The organism is Candidatus Spongiisocius sp., from assembly GCF_965221825.1.
Taxonomy (GTDB): domain Bacteria; phylum Actinomycetota; class Acidimicrobiia; order Spongiisociales; family Spongiisociaceae; genus Spongiisocius.
The window spans coordinates 1,763,507-1,786,813 of record NZ_OZ244917.1 but is presented as its reverse complement, the minus strand read 5'-3'; the positions used below and the strand labels follow the sequence as shown (position 1 = coordinate 1,786,813).

Sequence of the window (23,307 nt, the reverse complement as noted above, 5' to 3'; positions counted from 1 at the left end):
GCATACCGGAACCGAAGGCGAAGTCGCTGTTTCGGTCTTGAAGTCGTCCCCCGAAGCAGGTCTCGTCCGGCCACTTGTGGTAGCCTTGCCCATACCCCCCCTATCGCTTCGGCGGTAGGGCCGAGACCGCCTTCGGGCGGTCTCTGTCTTGTAAGGGAGCCGGGCAACTGAGAACCAACTTTTACATAGACGGTTTCAACCTCTACTACAGGGCGCTGAAGGACTCACCGTACCGATGGCTGGACCTCCGCAAGCTGTCCGAGACGCTTTTCCCTCAGGAAACAATCCATAAGGTTTGTTATTTCACGGCTCTCCTGACAGCCAGACCCGGCGATCCTGCTCAACCCCAACGGCAGCAGGCGTACCTGAGAGCACTGGCAACCTTGCCCGGCTTCCAGGCCTATTACGGCATCTTGCGGCCCCGAGTCAAGCAGCGCCCTCTCGTGCGCCCACTACCAGGGATGCCTACCCACGTTCTTGTAAACGACATGGAGGAGAAGGGCTCCGACGTGAACCTGGCCACCCGTCTCCTGGTAGATGGTTTCAACGGTGATTACGAACAGGCAGTCGTGGTGTCAAACGACGCGGACTTCGCATCCGCCGTGCGGTCTGTCAGAGACGAACTCGGCCTGCGCGTCGTCCTGGTCAACCCCGACCGGAAGAACCGAAGCCCGTCAGCGTTGGCCTCGTCCGCCACCTACGTCAAACGTCTCTGGACGAGCCATCGGAGAAGGAGCCAGTTCCCCGACACCCTGGCCGACGAGGTTGGGGTCATTACCAAACCATCCGGCTGGTGACCTTCGCTCCGGTCCCTCGTGTAGGTGTCGACTTGTACCGCATAGGGGAACATGCCGCAGAACGGGGCGGGTCACAGGGGTACCGTGATCCCCGCACGCGTACCGGCGACCGAGGACAGCCACGCCCCCATGACGATTGCTGAGCAGCGGGCCCGAGCGCTCTACGCAGCCCGTAGGGACCGCCTTCCCATAGATCCGTTCACGGAGACCGACCCGGACATGTCGGCGGACGACGCCTATGCCGTCCAGACCCGGTTCGCCTCGATGCTTCTGGACGATGGCGATTCGATATGCGGCTACAAGCTCGGCCTGACCTCCAAGGCCATGCAGGAGATGATGGGTATCTCCGATCCGGACTTCGGACCGGTCCTGCACTCCATGGTCCACGACGGCGACCTGGACACCTCCGCCCTCATCCAGCCCAAGGCGGAGGCGGAGATCGCCCTGGTCCTGGACCGGCCTCTCAAGGGTCCCGGGGTGACCACCCTCGATGCGGCCCGGGCGGTGGGCGGAGCGGTGGCCGCCATCGAGGTGGTGGACTCCCGGATCGCCGACTGGCGGATCAAGCTGGCCGACACCATCAGCGACCTGGCCTCCATCGGGGGTGTGGTGATGAGCAGCCGGATCGTGCCCCTCGACTTCGACCTGCGGCTGGTGGGCATGACCTTCTCGCTCAACGGTTCGGTGGTGGCGACCGGCGCCGGCGCGGCCGCGCTGGGGAACCCGCTGACCGCCCTGGCATGGTTGGCCAACACCCTCGCCCGCCACGATGTCACCCTGGAGGAGGGGATGTTCATCATGACCGGTTCGCTACACGCCGCGGTGGACGTTCGAGCAGGGGACGTGGCGCGGGCCGATTTCGACCGTCTGGGCCCGGTCGCCCTCAGGATGGCCTGAGTTGGGCCGGATGCGTTGCGCCGTCGTAGGCAGCGGGAATATCGGCACCGACCTGCTCTATAAACTCCTCCGTTCGGAGGTCCTAGAAGTCGGCGCCATGGTTGGGATAGACCCTGATTCCGTGGGACTGGCCCGCGCCAGGGCCGAAGGGGTGGAGGCGACCTCGGAGGGAGCGGACTGGCTGATCGAGAATGCCGCCGGGTTCGATCTGGTGTTCGAGGCCACCTCCGCCTGGGTTCACCGGCTCAATGCTCCCCGCTACCGGGAGGTAGGGCTCACGGCGATCGACCTGACCCCCGCCAAGCTGGGACCTCTGGTGGTTCCTCCGGTCAACCTCGATGCCCACCTCGACGTCCCCAATCTCAACCTCATCACCTGCGGCGGGCAGGCCACGGCGCCCATCGTGGCTGCGGTGGCCGCCGTGGCGCCGGTCCCGTATGCCGAGATCGTCTCCACGGTGTCGTCGGTGTCGGCAGGCCCCGGCACCCGGCAGAACATCGACGAGTTCACCAAGACCACTTCGGCTTCGCTGGTCGAGGTGGGAGGGGCCGACCACGGCAAGGCGATCATGATCCTCAATCCGGCCGATCCGCCCATACTGATGCGCAACACCGTCTTCTGCGCCCTGGGCGACGGGTACGACCGTGACGAGGTAGCCGACTCGATCACGGAGATGGTCCGTACCGTGGCCTCCTACGTGCCCGGATACCGGATCAAGGCCGAGCCCGTGTTCGACGAGGACCTGTTCCGCACCCCCGGAGGGGATGTGAAGGCCCGGGTGGTGGTGCTCCTCGAGGTGGAGGGTGCCGCCGACTACCTGCCTCCCTACGCCGGCAATCTCGACATCATGACCGCCTCGGCCGTGCGGGTGGCCGAAGCCGTGGCAGCCGCCCGATGACCGCCGCGTTCCGCCTCACCGACTCCACCCTGCGGGACGGCTCGCACGCGGTGGCCCACCAGCTGACCGAGGACCAGGTCCGGCGGGTCGTGGCCGGGCTGGACGGGGCCGGGGTACCCGTCATCGAGGTCACCCACGGCGACGGGCTTGGGGGATCGTCCTTCAACTACGGGTTCTCGCACACCGACGAGATGAACCTCGTACGGGTCGCGGTCGAGACGGCTACCAACTCCAAGATCGCCGTGCTGATGCTCCCCGGGATCGGGGTGAAGGACGACCTGCGCCGGGCCGCCGGGATGGGCGTTCGCGTGGCCCGTATCGCCACCCATTGCACCGAGGCCGACATCTCCGAGCAGCACATCGCTCTGGCCAAGGAGCTGGGCATGGAGGCGGTGGGCTTCCTGATGATGTCCCACATGATCGAACCGGAGGCGCTGCTCGGACAAGCCCGGCTCATGGAGTCCTACGGAGCGGATGTGGTCTACACGGTCGACTCGGCCGGGGCGATGACCATCGACGACGCCCGCCGCCGGGTGTCCACCCTCAAGGCCGGTCTCTCGTGCCAGGTGGGGATCCACGCCCACAACAACCTCTCGCTTGCGGTTGCCAACTCCCTGGCCGCCCTCGAGGAAGGGGTGGACCAGATCGACGGGTGTATGACCGGGCTGGGCGCCGGTGCCGGGAACTGCCCGACCGAGGTACTGGTGGCAGCCTGCGAGAAGACCGGCTGGGAGACGGACATCGACCCGATCTCGCTCATCGAGGTGGCCGACCGGGCGGTTCGTCCGATCCGGCCCGAGCAGGGGGTTATCGACGGTGACGGGCTGCTGCTGGGCTACGCGGGCGTCTACGGGTCGTTCCTCCTCCACGCCAAGCGGGCCGCCGAGAGGTACGGGGTGCCGACCAGGGACATCCTGCTCGAATTGGGCGAGCGACGGGTGGTGGGAGGCCAGGAGGACATGATCATCGACGTGGCGATGGAACTCCAGCACCGGGCGGCGGCGGCGCAACCCGCCCTTACGTGAGGAGGCAACCGTCATGATCCGCCCAGCACCCGCCGGCGACCTGGTGGAGCGCTTCGCAGTCAGGCTGGCCTTGGCCGTCGAGAGCCGGACGGCCATCAGCTCCCTGACCGGCGAGCATGAGTTCACGGTCGACGCCGCCTACGACATCCAGGACACCGTGCTGGCCCGTGCCGAGGCGGCCGGGGAGACCATCGTCGCCGCCAAGCTGGGGTTGACGAGCAGGGCCAAGCAGGAGCAGATGGGTGTCTCGGAAGCGCTGTACGGATGGCTCACCGACCGGCACCGCCTGGACCCGGGCCAGTCGCTCGACAGCGGCCTCCTCATCCAGCCTCGCGCCGAGCCGGAGATCGCCCTGATCACCTCGTGTGACCTTGAAGGACCGGTGGGACTCCATGACGTCCTGTCGGCGACGGCGGCTGTGGCCCCGGCGCTGGACATACTCGACTCCCGCTTCGCGGGATACTCCTTCACTCTGGCAGACGTGGTCGCCGACAATTGCAGTGCCGGGGCCTTTCTGGTCGGGAATCCCGTACCCCTCGGGAGCATCGACCTGGCGTTGGTGGGATGCGTGTTCGAGAAGAACGGTGAGATCGTGGGAACCGCCGCGGGAGCCGCAGTGCTGGGACATCCGGCCGCGGCGGTCGCCTGGTTCGTGCGGAAGCTGGCCGAGCGAGGCCACGGCCTTCCCGCCGGTTCGCTGGTGCTGCCCGGCGCGTTGACCGGCGCGGTGCCCATCGGTCCTGGTGACTCGGTGGTCGCATCCTTCGGCCGGATCGGCTCGGTCGAGCTGTCCGTGACATGAGCAACTCCGTTCCGGCGCCGGGACTCGACCGGGGTACCGCCAAGGAGCTGGCAGGCCGGCTCGACGATGCCCGCCGGACCCGTACCCCCACGACCAGGCTGACCGACGACCATCCCGGACTCACGGAAGCCGACGCCTACGCCATCGCCGATCACGGTGTCGCCCTGCGCGTGGCCGCCGGTGAGCGGGTGGTGGGCGCCAAGATGGGATTCACCTCGGCAGCCATGCGCCAGGTCATGGGCGTCGACTCGCCCAACTACGGATGGCTCACCGACCCGATGGTGGTCTCGGACGGGCGGGTGTCGCTGGGCGAATTGATCCACCCGAAGGCGGAACCGGAGATCGCCTTCGTGCTCGGCGAGGACCTGGAGGGCGCCGGCGTGTCGGCCGAGGACGTCCTTTCCGCCACCGCCTACGTGATGCCGGTTATCGAAGTGGTCGATTCCCGGTTCGTGGACTTCCGGTTCCGGGCCCTCGACAACACCGCCGACAACTCGTCCGCCGGGATGGTGGTGCTGGGCAGCCGGGTCACCAGGCCGGCCTTCGACCTATCAAGGGTGGGGGTCGTTGTCACGGTGGACGGAGAACTCTTCCAGACCTCGTCCGGCGCGGCGGCCCTCGGCCATCCGGCGGCCAGTGTCGCCTGGCTGGTGCGGCGGCTGGCCGCGTCAGGCCGCGGGCTGGAGGCCGGCCACCTGATCATCTCCGGTGGCCTGACAGGTCCGATCGATCTCATGCCCGGAACCAGCGTCTTCGTCGAGATGGATCGCCTGGGCAGCGCTTCGATGCGCGTCCACGAGACCCGCGATAACAAACGAACGCTCACAGCGTGAACACGCCCTAACAGCACAGCAGAGAGGAGTCGCCATGCCGATAGTCACCGTCAATCTGGTGGAGGGGCGCTCGCCGGAGCAGATCGAGAACATGATCGCCGAGGTATCCGACGCCCTGGTCCGGAGCCTCGACGCTCCCATCGAGACCGTACGGATCATGGTCAACGAGATGGCGCCCTACGGCTTCGGCATCGCCGGGCGCCCCGCCCGCTTAGTGATGGCGGAACGGCAGGCGGCCGCCGCCCGGCCGGACAGCACGGAGGAGGGGAGGGCATGATCACCCTACGGCACTTCATCGGAGGCGAGTTCGCGGACTCCTCGTCCGGCGAGACGTTCGAGTCGGTGAGCCCCATCGACAACACCCCGATCGCCACCGTCCCCAGGGGGAACGCCGAGGACGTGGATCGGGCGGTCCGAGCGGCCAGGGCCGCGCTGCCGGCCTGGGCGTCGATGGACCCCGCCGAGCGCCGCCGGGCCCTGTACCGCGTGGCCGAGGGGATCGAAGCCCGGCTCGACGAGCTGGCTGAGTGGGAAGTACGGGACATGGGGAAGCCGATCTCGGCCGCACGCTCCAAGGACATCCCCCGCTCCGCCCACAATTTCCGCTTCTTCGCCGATGCCGCCGAGCATGCCCACACCAAGGCCTTCTCCAAGCCCTGGGACGGCGTCCTCACCTACGAACTGCGGGAGCCGCTGGGCGTGGTGGGCGCCATCTCCCCGTGGAACTTCCCCCTGATGCTGCTCACCTGGAAGGTGGCGCCGGCCCTCGCCTACGGCTGCACGGTGGTGGCCAAGCCGGCCGAGCAGTCGCCTGTCACCGCCACGCTGCTGGCGGAGGTCTGCCGGGACGCCGGCCTGCCCGACGGGGTGTTCAACCTGGTCCACGGCTTCGGGCCGGACGAGGCCGGCGAGGCCCTGGTCCGGCATCCCGATGTGGACGGGATCACCTTCACGGGGGAGTCGGCCACCGGTAAGGCCATCATGGCGGCCGCGGCGCCGAGCCTGAAGAAGCTGTCGTTCGAGTTGGGCGGCAACTCTCCCAACATCGTCTGCGCCGACGCCGACCTGGACAAGGCCGTGGCCGGGTCGCTCCGGGGCATCTTCACCAACCAGGGAGAGGTGTGCCTGGCCGGAGCCCGCCTTATGGTCCAGCGTCCCGTATACGACGAGTTCGTGGCGCGGATGGTGGAGGGCGCCGAGCGGTACGTGGTGGGCAACCCGCTCGATCCCGCCACCGGCATGGGCCCGCTCGTCACCCGCGAGCACATGGAGAAGGTGCTGTCCTACATCGAGCTGGCCACCGAGGAAGGGGCCAAGCTGATGACCGGCGGCCACCGGATCACCGACGGCTCCTTAGCGAGCGGGAACTTCGTGGCGCCGACCATCTTCGCCGATGCCGACAACCACATGCGGTCCTGCCAGGACGAGATCTTCGGGCCGGTCGAGATGATCATCCCCTTCGACGAGATCGACGAGGCGATCGAGATGGCCAACGACACCCGCTACGGACTGGCGGCGATGGTATGGACCACCAACGTGAACACCGCCCACAAGGTGGCCCGAGAGGTGCGGGCCGGCACGATGTGGGTCAATTGCTTCTTCGTGCGCGACCTGCGGGCGCCCTTCGGCGGCTACGGGGACTCCGGGATCGGCCGGGAGGGCGGCGAGTACAGCTACGAGTTCTTCAGCGAATCCAAGGCCGTGGTGATGAAGCTCGACGGTTAGCGGTCGGTCTGCGAAGTGATTCGGAGTGACCTGCTTGCCATCGACGCCCCTCGCGGCGTTCCGCCTCCTCAACGTACCGCTGCGGGTACGCCTTCGTCAGCGGGCCTTGCGAGGGACGCCGCTGCCGGCGCATCTCACCCCGCCACTCCGCAGACCGACCGCTAGGTCAGCCTGCCGATGCCCACAATCAGCGCCGGCGCCGTAGGGGACCTGCCCACCGACCGTTGCGTCGAGATCGGGGACGGGCTGGCCGTAGTGGTCCGGGTCGGACGCCAGGTGTACGCCTACCGGAACGAGTGCCTGCATCAGGCCTCACCGCTGGCCGGGGGGTTGGTCAGGGAAGGGGTCATCACATGCCCGCTGCACTTCTGGCGCTACGAGGCGGGCACCGGCGCCAAGTGCGGTGAGCCGGAAGTCCGGCTGGAGACCTATCCGGTCCGGATCGAGTCGGGGAAGGTACTGGTCGATCTGCCCGCTCCTCCCGCAACCGTCTCGTGGAGGGAGATGATGCTGGACCACGCCCGGGAGTGGGATCGTGGGGATGGCTGACATCCGCGCCGTCATCTGGGACATGGGAGGCATCCTCTACCCCACCCCGTTCGAGTTGCTCGACGGGTTGGAGGCAGCGAAGGGCTGGGCTCGGGGCACCCTGCCGCGGGGACCGTTCTCCCCCGAGGGCGACCCCGAATACGCGAGGTGCTCAACCGGGGAGTTGACCGAGAGCGAGTACTGGAGGAGGTACCAGCGGGCCAGCGCCGCCCGCGGGTACCCAGTCGACCTGAAGGGTGAGATCGACTGGACGGGCACCGAGCGTCCCGAGGTGATGGCCGCCATCGAGGCCCTCAGCCGGCGGTTCCGCCAGGCCACCCTCTCCAACGACTCGAGCGAGTGGTTGGGTTACGGGTGGTGGGACTCGTGGCCTTACGCCCACCTGTTCTGCCACGTCATCGACGTGGTGACCCTAGGGGTCCGCAAGCCGCATCCCCTCACCTACACGACCACCGCCGAGCGCATGGGCCTCGACGTCGCCGAGTGCCTGTTCGTGGACGACATGGCGGTCAACCTGGACGGCGCCGAGGCCGTAGGCATGCCCGGCTTCTACTTCGACCACACCCGGATCACCGCCAGCTGCGCCCGCCTGCTGAGCCACCTTGGCCTCGGCTCGTAACCGGTTCGAGACGGAAGGGCGCCACACAGCCTGGTTGCGATTCCGGCGATAGCCGGCGGCACGTTCGTCGACCGAGCGGCGCATCGCTGAGCCTTGTTGAGCTTGGCGATTGGTAGCCTTGCCTATCCAAGAGGATCATTGGCGCAACAGGACGCCTTCAGGACAACTGTCGAGTGGAGTAACCATGGAAGGAAAGCGGTTCATTCGAGCCATCCACCCGAGAAACATCCTCTCGTACGGTCCCGACACCCCCTCCTTCGAGCTGGAACCGCTGAACGTCCTCATCGGACCGAACGCCTCAGGCAAGTCGAACCTGATCGACGTGTTATCGGTTCTCCGAGCTGCCCCAGGGAACCTGGCAAGCCCGATCCGCCGGCGAGGGGGCACAGCGGCGTGGCTGTGGAAGGGGAGAGAGGATCGTGTCCCCGCCACGGTCGAGGTCATTGTGGATAACGAAATCACCGCGATCCCGCTCAGGTATCGGCTCAAGTTCGCGGAGCAAAGGGGACTATTTCTGCTTTGGGACGAAGCAATCGAAGACGCGTTACCTGTGCCAGGCCATACGGAACCCGCTTTCCACTACCGTTATGGACTGGGTCACCCCGTATTGCAGCATCGTGCATACTCCGAAGCGATGGGCAACTTTATGGCACCGCGCAGTTTGAACAGAAAGGACCTGGATCCCGAAAAGTCCATTCTCTCACAACACCGTGATCCCATTACCTATCCGGAATTGACATATCTAGCTAACCAGTTGGAACGAATAAGCCTCTATCGTGAGACTAATCTGGGTCCCAGTACATCCTTCCGAGAACCTCAAAAGGCAGACCTTCCACACATGAGACTCTTGGAAGATGGCTCGAATCTGGGTGTAGTACTTAGTAATCTAATGAACAGACCCGCCGTAGGTCAAACAATCCTGAAGAGAATGAGGACGTTTTATCCGTATGTTGATAACATAGTTACAACTATTAGTGGCGGGACTGTGCAGATTTTCTTTCATGAGAGAGAACTAAGGCATCCGATCCCTGCTACCAGACTCTCGGATGGTAGCCTACACTACCTTTTCTTGCTTGCCGTACTCTGTAACCCTGATCCAGACTTGGTTACGTGTATCGAGGAGCCCGAAATTGGTCTTCATCCCGACATCATCCCTGAGATAGCGGACCTATTGGTTGAGGCATCATCTCGTACACAGCTAATTGTCACTACGCACTCAGACGTTCTCGTAGACGCCCTAACGGAAGTACCTGAGTCTGTGGTCATATGTGAAAAACAAGGCCCAGCGACAAGTCTCCGTCGCTTGGACCGCGAGACTCTCAAACCGTGGCTTGAGCGATACCGACTCGGAGAACTCTGGTCGAGTGGGAACATCGGAGGAAATAGGTGGTGAGCGTCGCCCTCTATGTAGAGGGAGGAGGTGATAGGAGAGAGCAGAAGGCCCGGCTGCGTAGAGGGTTGAGGGGTTTCCTTGAAAAGGCGGGACTGCAGGGGCGGATGCCTCGGATCGTGGCCTGCGGCGGCCGAGACAAGGCTTACGATCAGTTTACGTTGGTGCATGCCAATGAAACCACATCTGCGATGCTACTGGTGGATGCTGAAGGACCGGTGACAGCGAGTTCAGCTTGGCAACATCTTCGACAACGTGAAGGTTGGGACTGTCCTGCCGGAGCGACTGACGAGCATTGCCATCTGATGGTCCAGGTCATGGAGTCCTGGTTTCTGGCCGATCTAAAGGCACTTGCCGGATTCTACGGTGCCAGCTTCCGGCCAGGGTCCATACCCAAATGGCCCGACATCGAACAAGTACGAAAAGAGGATGTCTACGCGAAGCTCAAGGAGGCTACTCGCAATACTACGAAGGGTGATTATCACAAAGGCAGGGATAGCTCTGTGATACTCGGACAGCTGGACCCGAACAAGGTGGCGGATGAGTCGCCGCATGCCAAGCGCCTCATCGACACCCTTAAGAAGCTGAGTGCCTAGAGCTAGGGAGGACGCTCCCCGGGCCGCGGGGCCGGCGTCATCACCCGATGGCCACCATAGAGGTCCTCGGCCGGCGGTTCCGCCAGGCCCCTTTCCAACGATTCGAGCGAGTGGCTGCGGCACGGTTGGTGGGATTCGTGGCCCTACGCCCACCTGTTCGAGCAGGTTATTGGTGGGCACCGGCAGTCTCCGGGGAAACTGCGCAGTTCGTCACAGATTCCATGTAGGTTTTATGCAGTTGAGTCCTAGCGCGCCGACCACCATGCTCGATCACTTGGAACCCCCGCCATCAGGGTTGGGGGCCGCTCGACCACGCGTCTTGTTGAGAACGGGTGGCTCATGGGGGAAGTCGTTGACGTACCGTTCGCCGAACGGCTTGGATCATCTGATCGAGGACCCAGAGAGCGTGCGATAGATGGGCGGTACCCCCGACAACCACGAATTCCGCGTCGGCGATGTGGTCGCGCTTCGTTCCGACCGGAGCCGCGTTGGCGCCGTCATTGAGGTACTCGGCGGCGGCGCGGAAGTCCGGTACCGGGTCCTAATCGATGGCGCCGTTTCCATGCTGTACGGCAGTCAGGTGATGCCGGGTGACTCGACTGCGGACAGTTCGGTAGGAATCAGTGCGGAGGAGTGCAAGGCTCTCCTCACGGCCCTCCACATTCGCTCACCCTCGACCTCGGATCTGATGTCCCTCAGGTCGGGACGCGTGGAGTTCGTGCCCTACCAGTACCGTCCCGTACTGAAGCTGATCAGGTCCGACCTGCCGCGACTCTTGATAGCGGACGAAGTGGGCGTGGGCAAGACCATCGAGGCAGGCCTGATCATCAAGGAGTTGCGTGCGCGTTCCGGGCTGTCCTCCGTCCTCGTCATCTGCCCGAAGCCATTGGTCTCGGAGCGCAAGTGGGAACTGGAGATGCGCAGATTCGACGAGCGCCTTCACCCCCTCGACGGACCTAACTTGCGGTTCTGCATCAACGAGACTCACCTGGACGGCGAGTGGCCCCGCCGCTATTCCAACGTCATTCTCCCGATGTCCCTACTCAACGAGGCCACGCTCTTCGGCAAGAGGCGGTCCAAGGGACGACGCGCGCTTACCGAGCGCGGCCTGATCGACCTGGACCCTCCGCCGCGTTTCGACCTGGTGATCGTGGACGAGGCGCACCACGCCCGGAATTCCGAGACCCACACGCACCAAGCCATTCGGTTCTTCTGCGACAACGCGGAGGCCGTCGTCTTCCTTACGGCCACCCCGGTCCAAATGGGAAGCGGCGATCTCTTCACCCTGCTCAATCTGCTTCGCCCCGACTTGATTATCGACCCGCCGACATTCGAACAGATGGCCGCGCCCAACGGCGACATCAACCGGGCGATAGCCCTGTGTCGAGGCGCGCGACCCGGGTGGAGGGAGGAGGTGCGCTCATGCCTGAACAGTGCCGTGGATACCGAATGGGGACGGAGCTTCCTTCGAGCCTCGCCATTGGTGAACAGTCTCGTCGAGACGCTTGGAGAGCAGAGAGACGAGGACGAGGTCCGCGTGCGGGCCATCAATGCTCTTGAAGGACTTTATACCTTCGGTCCGCTAATCAACCGTACCCGGCGCCGGGACATCGGCGAATTCACGACAAGGAAGCCCCAGACGGTTGCCGTTCCTTACACTCCGGCCCAACGCGCTCTACACGACCGGCTCATGGAGACCCTTGCGCGTATCCTGGCGGCGTGCCATGGACACCAGAACGTGCGCTTCATGATGTCCACGGTTCGTCGCCAAGCGGCCAGTTGTCTCTACGGCCTGGCTCCCTATATGGAGAACATCCTCAACAGGAACCTGGATCGGCTCGAAGGCGTGGACTACGGTTCCGACCATGTCCCTGATCTGGGGTTCGTCGACGATGTGCGCGGCGAGATCGAGTCGCTGATCCGCACGGCGCGATCGCTTGATCCGGTGGACCCGAAGGCGGACGAGTTCCGCAGGGTGATCCGAGAGAAGCTGGCGATGTCGAGGAACAAGGCGTTGGTCTTCAGCACGTTCCGGCACACGCTCGCCTATCTCGGACGCCTGTTGGACGAGGACGGCGTGAGATTCGAGGTGATCCACGGCGGTGTCCGTGGACATGACCGACGGGATATCCGCCGCAGGTTCTCCCTGCCGAAGGAGTCCAGCGATGCCGTCGATGTCCTCCTCTCATCCGAGGTCGGATGCGAGGGCCTGGACTTTCAGTTCTGCGACATGCTCGTCAACTACGACCTGCCGTGGAATCCCATGCGTATCGAGCAGCGGATTGGACGATTGGACCGCCACGGGCAGGCGAGCAAAGCCATCGCCATCGTCAATCTCGTCACCCCCGGTACGGTGGACTACGAGATATACGACCGCTGCCTGCTTCGGCTGGGCATCTTCGAGCACGCGGTCGGCGGCAACGAGGAGGTCCTCGGCGAGCTGGGCGCCGCACTACAAAGCATAGGAGAAAGTCTCAGCTTGACTCCAAGGGAAGTGCGTGACCGGCTCCGGCAACTCTCCGACAACCTGATCCGCCGCCGTGATGAGGAGGAGCGCATCGAGAGCGCGCAGGGTGAACTCTTCGGCCTCGGACAGGTGGTGGCGGACTGGAAGAAGGAGGTCGAGGATGCCGAATCGCCGTGGATGGTCCCCGTTGCGATCCGGCGGTGCGTGAATTCCTACCTTCAGAAGTTGCTTGAGTCTCCGGAGCGGGACTTCTTGGGGGGTTCGGGGCCGGTTAGGACGCTCAGGCTGGGAGCCGACGCCAAGCGGCAGCTTCTCGCCCTCCGCGACGTGCGAGGCAGAAGAACCGACCCGCGCTTCACCCGTTGGGAGAACTGGCTGCGCGGCGCTTCGTCCCGATTGGCGGTTACCTTCCGGCAGGAGGCGGCCAGGGAGAGCGACGAGGTTGTCCACCTCAATGCCACGCACTCGCTCGTTCAGCAGGCCGCCGCGTTTCTTGCCGAGGGTGGCGCGGGGCGGCGTGCGGGACCATCACGCGTACGCGTCGTGGCCCGGAGTCCGACCGCTCCTGTGGGCGACCACGCGTTCGCGATATACCGGTGGACGAATACGGGCGTGGTGGCCCGCGACGAATTCATCGCTGTTTGCTCATCTCTGGAAGCCGAAGGCGTCGTCATGTCGCTTCTGGCAGAGGCGGAGGACGATTCGAGGCCCGGCCAGATCGACGATTCCGGCTTGGATGCGCTGGACCGCCGCCACCACGAACTGTGGCACAAAGCCAGAAAACGGCATGTGGCGGAGAACGCGCGGATTGTCGACCATCGCCTTCAGAGCCTCAAGGTGAGCCATCGCGCGCGGGAAGAGGTTCTCAGGGAACAGCTCGCCTCGGCCGCACACGAGAATATCCGCAGGATGAGAGAGTCGCAGTTGGAACGCGCGCAAGAGGACTATGAGCAAACGGTCAGCCGACTGCGGGCGAGCGCCGAGGAGGCGGACATACTGGCCAGCGTGGTCGTACACGGCACAATGCGGATACAGAGGACGATCACTACATGAGCGGCGCATGGGAGCAGATTCCCGAGAGCTGCATTCGGGACCTCGAAGGCAAGCGAAGACGGTACGTCGAGGCGCAGAAGGAAAACGACTTCAACCTCGACGCGTTGGTGGGCTTCCTCTATCCAGATGCCGCCCACCTCGTCTTCGAGTTGCTACAGAACGCGGAGGACGCGGAGGCGACATCCGCCCGTTTCGAACTGAGCGATACTAAGCTCTCGTTCACTCACAACGGCCGACCGTTCTCCTACGAAGATATCGACAGCATCACCGGCTACTTCAAGAGCGCCAAGCACAAGCTGGAGGACAAGATCGGACGCTTCGGCATCGGGTTCAAGTCCGTGTTCGGGTGCACCAAGACTCCCAGGATATACAGCGACACGGTGGCGTTCGAGATCGTCGATCGGATCGTGCCGAGGCCAATACCCCGGCCCGACTCCTTGATACGGAACTCAAGTCGGCAGACCGTTATCGAGCTTCCGTTCAACAGACCGAGGCAGACAATCGACGAAGTACGGGAAGAGATTTGGTTGGGGTTGGAAGGGATGTCGGTCATGTCAGTCCTGCACCTGGAGAGCATCACATCGATCGAGTGGCGCATGGATGCCGACGATTCAGGATCGCTCATACGGACGGAAATAGGTGATGGCGTGGTGCAGGTCCGCGCCATAAGGTCCACCGGCGAGGAGAGGCGCTACTTCCTTCGGTTTCGCGAGCCCTATGCCGAGCGCTCATCCATGCACCTTGACGTAGTGTTCGAGCTTGAGGAGAAAGACGGAGCACAAGAGGCCTTGCAGGTGGAGGACGAAGCTCTGGCTGATCGCTTTCGCATCGTTCCTGCCGAGCGTGGCAGCGTCGCCGTGTTCTTCCCTGCCGCAAAGGAGACCTCCAACCTCCGATTCCACCTGCACGCGCCCTTCATTCCGGAACTCAGCAGAGCGAGCATCAAGGAGCACGCCGATAACCATGCCCTCTTCGCTCGCTTGGCCAAGCTTGTTGCCAAGTCGCTTTCGACCATCCGTGACTTGGGCTTGCTCGACAGAGAGTTCCTGGGCGTGCTACCCAACTCGCAGGATTCTCTTTCTGAAGCTTACGAGCCGTTCCACAAAGCCGTCATTCGGGCTATGAGCAAAGAGCCACTTGTGCCCATGCAAGGAGGCGGCCACGGGCAGGCGCCGCGGCTGTTGCAGGGGCGGGCCAACCTCAAGAGCTTTCTCGGCGCGGACGATATTCACTTCCTGATGTCCGGTTGGGATGCTCCTTATCCTCGGGGCCCAAGGACCAATCGTTGTACTGGGCCCCCGTCGAATTACCAAGGTTGGGCCGTGTCCGCCACACAAAGGCACACTGCCGTGGATCGATTCCTCGGGGATCTGAAAATTGACGAATTCGAGGTTAAATACGTGGTCCCACCCAGTTCCAAGGAGTACAGAGAAATCAAGGAATGGCTCGCGACCCACGATGCTCCTTGGCACAGATCTTACTACGAATCCGTCGAGAAGTCCTGGGATGCTAGCCGCGGTGCTTACGATAGGCTACGCGAACTCCCAATCGTACGTACTCAATCAGGCGAATATCGGCGGGCGTCGGTATGTCGCTTTGCGAACGACGGAGACGACGCACCGGAGGGCGTCGCGATTGCGGATCCCGACACCTACTCCGACGGCAAGGGTGCGAAAAGGGGGCTTGAACGATTGGGCGTACGCGAGATCGATGACGAGTCCAAGGCCATGGGGATCCTGGAAACATACTATAGCGAATCCGGGCACCGCCCAACGTGGGACGAGCACAGGAACCATGTGGAAACCTTCATCGGACTCGTGCAAGAGCAGCCGGTCACCGCAAACACGTTCGGCGAGTACATATTGCTTTTGGACCGCAACAAGGACTGGTGTCGGCCGGGTCGGTTGTATGCCGGGAAAGAGTATCCGGCCGCGAGTGCTGCTCCGTACTATCGGCACCTCGAACGCCGTGCCGACTATCCGCTACGCGCCGCGCAGGCGTTGCGGTACGAGCTTCACCGAGACTATCGGGACATACCGGGGTTTAGCGAGTTTGCGAGGCGTATTGGTGTTTGCTACAGAATTCCGATTACGAAGACAGGATGTCACAAGAATCCAAACTGGTCACACCTGTGGGGCGACCGAGGATATGTCACCGCTTACGAGATCGATCATGATTGGCAGATCCGCCACCTCGATCGCATGCTTCAACAGCTCAATGAAGCCAAGCGGTGTGCGGTCGAGAGAGAAGACCTAGCCAGAACCATCCATGCGGCTCTCGACCAGACGCGCGAGTGTACTTGGCCTCCCCCCAAGCATATTTGGTGCGATAAAGCTGTCTCCGGATCGTTAGTGGCGGTCTACAGGCGGAACCGTAGTGCTGGTTTTCGTACAGCGCCGTCCCAACTCGTCTTCACTCTGCGCAAGTACGCTTGGGTGCCTCAGGAACATGAGATGGACGGCGTCACCTTCGTCAGGCCAAGAGAGGCCAGGCCCGGCCGGCTTCCCCAGGGGTTCGCTTTCGATTCCGGATGGGCGTGGGTAAAGGCGATAGAATTCGGGGAGGAATACCGTGAGGCGGATCGGAAGATAACCCAAGCGAAGCTCGATCAGGAAGCCAAGGCCAGCGAGCGGGAAGCCATGGCCAAGGACCTGGGCTTCAAGAACTTGGAGGTGGCTGAAGAGGCCCAGTGGTTTGCGGAACTTCCCAAGGGAGAACGGAACGAAATCAGGGAGCAGTATGCGGTGAGGCGTCGTCCACCGCCCGAGTTCGAGAGACCCCGGAACCCCAACCGCCGCCGCAAGAGGGCGAAGGAGCAAGCGGAGGTGGCTCCTAACCGACGGACCGAACCCAGGAAACGAAACGTCGTTGAAGGAGAGGCCAGTCTCAAGGAAGAGGCACGCACGAAGCTTCGGGCGAACTACGAGGAGCACGCCCATGTAAGCCTCTGCCAAGTGATCGGTTGTCAGGATAGATCCTTCAAGTATAAGAGCGAAGAGTGGTACTTCGAGGCCGTCCGGTTCCTCGGCCTGGATAAGATGGTCGCGGCCGATTACTTGGCGCTCTGTCCCCGACACGCTGCCATGTTCCAGCACGCGAACGAATCGAAGAGCGGACTCAAGGAAGAATTCCAGGCGAGATGTGCGTCTGGGAAGGGTCTCGATGCCTTGGCGATTCCCGTCGCTCTCGCTGGGGAGAACGTAGAGGTCCTTTTGGCTCCCAAACACGTCATCGACCTTCGGGCAGCGTGGGAAGTAGACGTGCAGAAAGACTCGGGGGGCAAATGACTCCCGCACACGGAGACAACCATGACAGACAAGCTCATTGATAGACCCGGACATCCTGGGCGGGACTCCGGTGTTCTCGGGTACGAGGTGCCGGTGCAGATCCCGATGGAGCATCTGGAAGCGGGCGACCGGCTCGAAGAACTCCTCTATGGACACCACAGTTCTTGCTAGTTCGTTGGATGACGGCATCGCCGGGCCTTCCCGGATGCCCGATGCGCTTGGCGGTGACGAGGATGGGGATCGGACAGATCGGGCAGAGCATCGGCCTGCCGGCTCACAGGAGTCTTCAGGTCTGGTAGCGATCCAGATCATCAGCATGGGCCGTCCCGCGGATCCCGTGCTTGCTGACCTCATGGAGAAGGCCTTCGAGGCGGCGGACCGGCGGGGCCGGCTCCGCTACGGTCCGGAGTGGCAACGTGAAGCGGCGGAGGGCTTCCGCCGGCTGATGGAGGAGTGGCAGGCCGAGAACGGGGCGTTCACCGATGAGCAGCTCCGGCGGGGGCGCGCCATCCTCGGTAGGTAGCTCTCAGGCAGGAGTGAGACCGTTGGGTGATGAGAGTCGCTATGACGGTTTGGTGGCTATGGCCTCGCCGAAGGCGATGGCTCCAACGGCCCCCGGATCCTGCCGCCACCTCGCCTGGTCGCGCTTCCACGAGTCGAACTGTTCTTGGGTGGCCAACCCGGATGCTATGGCGGCGCCCATCACCTTGGGAGAGAAGAACCACTCGGTGATCACCGCGTCGAGAACGGCTCTGGCTTCGGGGGTGCTGAACATGTCGACGGAAGCGGTCGCCCGGACCTCCACGAATCCTGTGTCCAGCAGCCTGCGCTTGAGTTCCTTCCCGATCTGGGGATGCCCGCCGTTGGCGACCACCAGCTTCGTGAACGTGTCCCATGCGCCGGCCAGGCTGTAGGCGGGTTCCGAGAAGCTGGACGCAGCTATCAGCTCGCGGCAGGAGATGATCCCGCCGGGCTTGAGAACCCTCTTGACCTCGGCCAGGACGGCATGGGTGTCCGGGACATGGTTCAGGACGGTATGGCAGTGGGCCACGTCGAACGTGCTGTCGTCGAAGGGCAGATCGGTCGCGTCCGCCACCTGGAAGGAGGCGTTGCCGTGTCCACCGGCTTGGGCGGCGGCGCGGGCCATCTCGATCTGAGATGACTCGATGTCGACGCCGTGGAACTCGCCGGGCTCCACGGCTCTGGCCAGGCCCACCGACAGGGTCCCGGGCCCGCAGCCGAAGTCGAGCACGCTGAGTCCGGGCTTCAGGTGCGGGAGCAGGTGCCGGGCATGCGTCTCAGCGCTGCGCCAGTGAAGCATCTGCAGGAAGTCGTCGTCATAACCCATCGTGTATGCGGATGTCGTCGATGCCGGCTCCGGCATGCTCGCTCCTCCTGTCCGTTGCTGGTGTTCATTATCGCCGGAAGCGCTGGACATCGGTACATTCGTCGTCCCGACGGCGGCCTTCTCTGCCAGGTCAGGTGGTCGGCCTGATGCCTGAGTGAGGCCGGACTCTCCGGTGCTCACCCGAATACGGGGCACAAAGAGACGGCTGGCATGGATCCGGGGGAACCCGGCCGTATACTCGGCGATCCCCGGCCGTGCTGCCGGGCCTGTCCGGGCCCGCGAGGGACCTCGGGAGCAATTACGAATCGAGCAGGGGGTTTCGCATGGCCGATTGGGTTTGGGTACTGGTTGTCTTCATCCTCTACTTCGTCATTCTCATCGGCATCTCCTTCTACCAGGCGGGCCGCATGGCGAACATGGCCGACTTCGTTCTTGGCGGCCGCACGCTCGGTGGCTTCACCACCGCCCTGAGCGCCGGTTCATCCTCCGCCAGTGGATGGACGATGCTGGTCCTTCCGGCACTGGCCTTCGCCAGTGGCCTCATGCACCTATGGACCGCAGCCGGAATCGTGCTGGGCGCGTGGCTGGTGTGGGTGGTTGCGGCCAAGCGGCTCCGACGCTATACCATCTCCACCAACGCGCTTACCATCCCCGAGTTCTGGGAGAGGCGCTTCGGCGATACCACCGGCGCGTTGCGAAGCCTGGCCGCCGGCATCAGCCTTTATTTCATCACGCTCTACGTGTGCTCGGGACTGATCGCGGGCGCCAAGCTCCTCGAGGAAGTCTTCGACCTTGATCACTCCGGCTCGGGCCATGACGTAGCGGTCCTCATCACCCTGGTCGCCGTGCTCTCCTATACCTTCATCGGGGGGTTTCTTGCCGTCTCCCGCACCGATGTCTTCCAGGCGCTGGTCATGCTGAGCGGGTTCGTCATCATCTGCCTGACCCTCATGCTGAGCAGCGGCAATCCTCTCCAGGGTCTCGAATCGACCGCCCCTGGATTCTGGAACCCCTTCACCGACTCGAACGGCAACGGGTTGGGCTTGCTTACCTACGTCTCCGCCATCGGCTGGGGACTAGGGGCCTTCGGAGCGCTCAGGCTCCTGACGCGATTCATGGCCATGGAGGACGAACGGGACATTCCGCAGAGCACCTACATCACCATGGGTTGGGCCGTTCCCTTGTTCTCCTTGGCGCTGCTGATGGGGCTGGTCGCGGCGCCGGCACTGGCGGCCCGGGGCGTGGACATTCCCGACGCGGAACGGCTCTATCTGGTGGTCTCGTCGGTCTTCTTCCACCCCATCGTGGGCGGCCTGCTGCTGACCGCGGTGGTTGCGGCCGTAATGAGCACCGCCGACTCGCAGCTGTTGCTGGCTTCTGCCATCGCTTCGGAGGACGTGCCCTGGCTCAGGCGGATCGCCGAGCGGATGCGAACCGGGGGGCGGGTGGCGATGGGGAGGTTGCTGCTCGTCGCCATCGGTCTCCTCGCCGCCGTGATCTCGATCTTCTCGCCGGACTCGGTGTTCGCCCTGGTGTCCCTGGCTTGGGGAGGTATGGGCGCCGCCTTCGGTCCGGTCACCGTGCTCGCCCTCTACTGGAGGCGCTTCAACCTGGCCGGGGCCTTGACCGGCCTCATCTCGGGCACCGCGGTCTCCACTCTCTGGTGGCTGATGGACCTGGGCAACCAGGGGCTACTCGACCTGACGGAGGCTCTCGGATTCTCCGCCGCTGTCGGCAGCCTCCAGCAGATCGGCATATGGGAGATCAACCCGGCCGTGCCAGGGGTAGCGGTCGCAACGGTCCTGGCCATAGCGGTGACCCTGGCGACCTCTCCTCCCTCCGAGGAGATCACGCAGCTCTTCGACGCGGTCAACAGCCCGGACTGGGTGGACCCAGCTCACGCACCGGCGCGATAGGGAATAGGGAGTATCCGGGCCGAGGCGTGTAGGACGGCGCTCTCCTTCAGGTCGGACGGCCCGCCGATTCGGGTCCCGACGCTCGGAAGCCGCAGTAGTGAAGGGTGCGACCCTCCTAGAGGGAGACCAGGCCCAGTACGCGCCTGATCGAGGCCGGCCTGTCGAGCACGTCAAAGTGAACGGTCTGCATTCCCACCTTCTCGGCGCCGGCGATGTTGACGGGCTGGTCATCCACGAACAGCACCCGGTCGGCAGGCAGTTCCAAGCGCTCGAGAAGGCGCAGGTAGCCGCGAGGATCGGGCTTGAGGATGCCGGTGTTGGAGAGGTCGACGAAAGGGTCGAAACGGTCGAGTACCTGCATGCGCTCGATCCACGACGGGTCATGGAACCGGCTCAGGTCATTGGTGAGCACCGCCAGCCGCATCCCCATGGAGCGGAGAGTGCCTCGCAGGTCCCAGGTCTCCGGGCGGATCACCTCTTCGCGGGGTGCGTCGAACAGGGCGTCGATGAAGCTGCGCAGGCGGTCCGGGCCGGCGCCGATCATCCGGGCGTGCCGGTCGGCCTGGCGGTGCCAGTATTCGAGCTCGGTGAACTCCCCCGCCCGGAATCTCCGCCAGAGGGGATCGGCGTCCGGGTCGAAGGGACCGGCCAGATCGATGCTGCCCCGCGGTAGTTCGAGCCGGTCCTCCAGCCCTGCCGCCATCTCGAACGGGGTCCGGATTACCACCCCTCCGAAGTCGAAGGCCACCGCGTCAACTGCCATAGCAGCAAGATACCCGGCCGGTAGGGCAGGCTCGTACGGGCTCGGGCCCCCGCAGGCCGGCTCAGCCATTCCTGTGCAGGATGACGGTCATCTCGGACGGGATGCCCTGCTGGACGCCCTCCAGCGCCCTGGTCATGGCCAGGGCGGCCCCGGCGACGGTCGACACAGCGCTGGCGCCCTCGCTGCTGAGGAACTCACCCTGGTGCTTCCTGCGGAGCAGGCTGTATAACTCCCGGCCGATCTTCTTCTGACCTTCGAGCTCGCTCAGTGCCCGCCGGTGAACTTCGGTGTCGAGATCGGCATCGCCGGACCTCGGAACCCTGATTTCTATTGACCAATTGCCCATGCCGGGCAACGTAAGCGGATTCCGGGACCCTTTCAAGACCCTTGATCAACAACCTGCGCTACGCCGCGAAGTTCCGCGGCGGTAGCGCAATGGGAAGTGGTCGATACCGGGCTAGGCGACCCCATCAGGCTGAGAGAGCGGCTCCGAGGCCGATGATCACCACCAGGATGATGATCAGAACGATGCCCGCCAGGGAGATCACCAGGCCGGCGATCGCCATACCGCGATAGGGTGCGCCCCGGTTGGCGTTCCTCAGGCCGACGATCGAGAAGATCAGCCCCAGAATCCAGCAGACGAAGTTGACCACCGGCAACCACGACAGGGCGACTGCGCAGATGGCGAGCACCAGGCCGGCGATCGCCAACCCGTTGCCGGTCGGAGCGACCTCGCTCGTCATGCCGTCGGACCGATCGTTCATAGTGTTCCTTCCCACACGGACCCCTCCGCAGGTTACCCAACCGTTCCCGTAGGGAGCCGGCAAGTCCGGGGTGTCCTGGATGGTGGACGGCCGTTGGGGGCCGCTGCGGGGACGTCCGGTTCAGTGCCCGATTGCTAGGTCGGTTCCGGGTTCCTCGATCAACTCCAGTGCGGCGGCGTCGATCATGTGGTAGGACTCTTCCTCGCTCGGGAAAGCGCCCCGGCGAACGTCCCGGATCCAGCGGTCGATCGCTGCCACGGCCTCTCCGGACAGTTCGGCATAACGCCGTACAAACTTGGGGTAGTGACCGAAGTTCAGGCCGAGCATGTCATGCATCACCAGCACCTGTCCGTCGGTGTCCGGCCCGGCCCCGATCCCGATCGTGGGGACGCCTACCCGCCGCGTGATGGCTTGAGCCAGAGCGGCAGGTACCCCCTCGAGGACCAGGGCGAACACGCCCGCACTGTCGAGGGCCAGGGCGTCCTCGATCATCCGCCTGGCGTCCTTCAATCTCCTCCCCTGGACCTGGTAGCCGCCCGCGGCGTGGACCGATTGGGGGGTCAGCCCGATATGCCCCATCACCGGGATCTCGGCCGATACCAGCTTGCGGATCATCTCCACGCGGAGTGCGCCGCCCTCCAGCTTGACCGCCTCGGCCCCGCCCTCCCGGACCAGCCGGCCGGCGTTGCGCAGGGTCTCCTCAGGGCTGACATGGAAGGTCATCCAGGGCATGTCGGCCACCAGCAGAGCCTTGGGACGGGCTCGGGCCACCGCAGCCGTGTGGTGGATCATGTCGGCGAGCGTCACCTGGTTGGTGGTCTCGTATCCGAGGACCACGTTGGCCACCGAGTCGCCCACCAGGATCATGTCTACCCCGGCCTGATCGGCGACCTTGCCGCCGGGGAAGTCGTAGGCGGTCACCATCGTCAGCGGTTCCCGACCCTTCCGGGCCCGCACCGCGGGCACGGTGATCTTCTTGCGAATGGCGCCGGGCGGATGGCTCGACGTAGCGTTCGACATAGCTGCTCCGTTTCTCCCCACCATCGAGGTTGGGGGACACCTCCCGGCCGTAAAGGGCCGGAGAGCATATGGTCATTGTGTGAACCGTGAGTGGGACTGGCCCGCCACCCGGGGTCGCGCCGTTCCGTCCGGTTACCCGTCAGTCTAGGAGACCGCCGGGCAATCCACCAGTGGTCCGGTGGTGATGCCGGTGTCCACGTGCGCACCCGGTCGGTCGTAGCCGAGTCGACGTCCACGAGTGCTTCGTCCAGGCACCGCACTTCGGCCTAAGGGCCTCGCGAACATGCTCACCAACGGAGTGGCCGTCTCCGACCGTAAGCGTCGAAGCCACTCCGATGGATGTGTCGGCGCGGAGACGGTGAACCGTTCACCTCACCTGGCATGAGTTCACGCCGAGCACTCCATCGACCGACATCGCGACGTTCCAGATCTCATCCACCAACTCCGGACGATGCCGGCGATCGGGTCGGCGCGTTCGAAACGAGCCAGAATCGCTAGCGGAGTCAGGCATGAGGCCCAGTTGGTAAGGCCGCTCTGATGACATGGAGTCGCAACTAT

General features: G+C 64.1%; 21 protein-coding genes. 16 read left to right on the top strand and 5 right to left on the bottom strand.

Annotation, left to right across the window (positions count from 1 at the left end; translation table 11 throughout):
- Positions 1–143: 143 nt before the first annotated feature.
- The 15 genes from ACOQPD_RS08375 (at position 144) to ACOQPD_RS08305 (ending at position 17,461) form a co-directional block, all read left to right on the top strand.
- Positions 144–797 (top strand): NYN domain-containing protein, encoded by a 654-nt coding sequence (locus ACOQPD_RS08375; protein WP_420614373.1) that lies wholly within the window; start codon positions 144–146, stop codon positions 795–797.
- 129 nt (positions 798–926) lie between these two features.
- Positions 927–1,694, top strand: coding sequence for a 2-keto-4-pentenoate hydratase (locus ACOQPD_RS08370; protein ID WP_420611498.1), 768 nt, complete (start codon positions 927–929; stop codon positions 1,692–1,694).
- A 10-nt stretch (positions 1,695–1,704) separates the two neighbouring features.
- Positions 1,705–2,592, top strand: a complete 888-nt coding sequence (locus tag ACOQPD_RS08365; protein WP_420614372.1) for an acetaldehyde dehydrogenase (acetylating) — start codon at positions 1,705–1,707, stop codon at positions 2,590–2,592.
- On the top strand, positions 2,589–3,617 hold the full coding sequence (dmpG, locus tag ACOQPD_RS08360) for a 4-hydroxy-2-oxovalerate aldolase (protein ID WP_420611497.1): 1,029 nt from the start codon (positions 2,589–2,591) through the stop codon (positions 3,615–3,617). Before ACOQPD_RS08365 ends, dmpG begins: the two co-directional genes overlap by 4 nt.
- A 13-nt stretch (positions 3,618–3,630) precedes the next feature.
- Complete coding sequence (locus ACOQPD_RS08355; protein ID WP_420611496.1) at positions 3,631–4,419, top strand: 2-keto-4-pentenoate hydratase; 789 nt, start codon at positions 3,631–3,633, stop codon at positions 4,417–4,419.
- Positions 4,416–5,252 (top strand): 2-keto-4-pentenoate hydratase, encoded by an 837-nt coding sequence (locus tag ACOQPD_RS08350; protein WP_420611495.1) that lies wholly within the window; start codon positions 4,416–4,418, stop codon positions 5,250–5,252. The genes ACOQPD_RS08355 and ACOQPD_RS08350 overlap by 4 nt, the downstream gene beginning before the upstream one ends.
- Before the next feature lie 34 nt (positions 5,253–5,286).
- Positions 5,287–5,529 carry a 2-hydroxymuconate tautomerase gene (locus tag ACOQPD_RS08345; protein WP_420611494.1) on the top strand — a complete coding sequence of 81 codons (243 nt, stop codon included), beginning with the start codon at positions 5,287–5,289 and terminating at the stop codon, positions 5,527–5,529.
- Complete coding sequence (locus ACOQPD_RS08340) at positions 5,526–6,977, top strand: aldehyde dehydrogenase (protein ID WP_420611493.1); 1,452 nt, start codon at positions 5,526–5,528, stop codon at positions 6,975–6,977. The genes ACOQPD_RS08345 and ACOQPD_RS08340 overlap by 4 nt, the downstream gene beginning before the upstream one ends.
- A gap of 177 nt (positions 6,978–7,154) precedes the next feature.
- Positions 7,155–7,526 carry a Rieske (2Fe-2S) protein gene (locus ACOQPD_RS08335; protein WP_420611492.1) on the top strand — a complete coding sequence of 124 codons (372 nt, stop codon included), beginning with the start codon at positions 7,155–7,157 and terminating at the stop codon, positions 7,524–7,526.
- On the top strand, positions 7,519–8,145 hold the full coding sequence (locus ACOQPD_RS08330) for an HAD-IA family hydrolase (RefSeq protein WP_420611491.1): 627 nt from the start codon (positions 7,519–7,521) through the stop codon (positions 8,143–8,145). The genes ACOQPD_RS08335 and ACOQPD_RS08330 overlap by 8 nt, the downstream gene beginning before the upstream one ends.
- Before the next feature lie 184 nt (positions 8,146–8,329).
- Positions 8,330–9,538 carry an AAA family ATPase gene (locus tag ACOQPD_RS08325; RefSeq protein ID WP_420611490.1) on the top strand — a complete coding sequence of 403 codons (1,209 nt, stop codon included), beginning with the start codon at positions 8,330–8,332 and terminating at the stop codon, positions 9,536–9,538.
- Positions 9,535–10,131: a DUF4276 family protein gene (locus tag ACOQPD_RS08320; RefSeq protein ID WP_420611489.1), complete on the top strand. Its 597-nt coding sequence runs from the start codon at positions 9,535–9,537 to the stop codon at positions 10,129–10,131. The genes ACOQPD_RS08325 and ACOQPD_RS08320 overlap by 4 nt, the downstream gene beginning before the upstream one ends.
- Positions 10,132–10,546: 415 nt before the next feature.
- On the top strand, positions 10,547–13,651 hold the full coding sequence (locus ACOQPD_RS08315) for a DEAD/DEAH box helicase (RefSeq protein WP_420611488.1): 3,105 nt from the start codon (positions 10,547–10,549) through the stop codon (positions 13,649–13,651).
- On the top strand, positions 13,648–16,938 hold the full coding sequence (locus tag ACOQPD_RS08310) for a sacsin N-terminal ATP-binding-like domain-containing protein (protein WP_420611487.1): 3,291 nt from the start codon (positions 13,648–13,650) through the stop codon (positions 16,936–16,938). Before ACOQPD_RS08315 ends, ACOQPD_RS08310 begins: the two co-directional genes overlap by 4 nt.
- 148 nt (positions 16,939–17,086) lie before the next feature.
- Positions 17,087–17,461 carry a hypothetical protein gene (locus tag ACOQPD_RS08305; RefSeq protein ID WP_420611486.1) on the top strand — a complete coding sequence of 125 codons (375 nt, stop codon included), beginning with the start codon at positions 17,087–17,089 and terminating at the stop codon, positions 17,459–17,461.
- A gap of 39 nt (positions 17,462–17,500) precedes the next feature.
- Here ACOQPD_RS08305 and ACOQPD_RS08300 read toward each other — a convergent pair whose 3' ends face one another.
- Positions 17,501–18,322 carry a class I SAM-dependent methyltransferase gene (locus tag ACOQPD_RS08300; RefSeq protein ID WP_420611485.1) on the bottom strand — a complete coding sequence of 274 codons (822 nt, stop codon included), beginning with the start codon at positions 18,320–18,322 and terminating at the stop codon, positions 17,501–17,503.
- A 287-nt stretch (positions 18,323–18,609) separates the two neighbouring features.
- Here ACOQPD_RS08300 and ACOQPD_RS08295 point away from each other — a divergent pair, with 287 nt between their 5' ends.
- Positions 18,610–20,202 carry a sodium/proline symporter gene (locus ACOQPD_RS08295; RefSeq protein WP_420611484.1) on the top strand — a complete coding sequence of 531 codons (1,593 nt, stop codon included), beginning with the start codon at positions 18,610–18,612 and terminating at the stop codon, positions 20,200–20,202.
- A 115-nt stretch (positions 20,203–20,317) separates the two neighbouring features.
- Here the strand turns inward: ACOQPD_RS08295 and ACOQPD_RS08290 are convergent, their stop codons facing one another.
- From ACOQPD_RS08290 to panB, 4 genes are all read right to left on the bottom strand, one after another.
- Complete coding sequence (locus ACOQPD_RS08290) at positions 20,318–20,965, bottom strand: HAD-IA family hydrolase (protein WP_420611483.1); 648 nt, start codon at positions 20,963–20,965, stop codon at positions 20,318–20,320.
- A 61-nt stretch (positions 20,966–21,026) separates the two neighbouring features.
- Positions 21,027–21,311, bottom strand: coding sequence for a hypothetical protein (locus tag ACOQPD_RS08285; protein WP_420611482.1), 285 nt, complete (start codon positions 21,309–21,311; stop codon positions 21,027–21,029).
- A gap of 124 nt (positions 21,312–21,435) precedes the next feature.
- Positions 21,436–21,729, bottom strand: coding sequence for a hypothetical protein (locus ACOQPD_RS08280; protein WP_420611481.1), 294 nt, complete (start codon positions 21,727–21,729; stop codon positions 21,436–21,438).
- A gap of 120 nt (positions 21,730–21,849) precedes the next feature.
- Positions 21,850–22,749 (bottom strand): 3-methyl-2-oxobutanoate hydroxymethyltransferase, encoded by a 900-nt coding sequence (gene panB, locus ACOQPD_RS08275; RefSeq protein WP_420611480.1) that lies wholly within the window; start codon positions 22,747–22,749, stop codon positions 21,850–21,852.
- Positions 22,750–23,307: the final 558 nt, after the last annotated feature.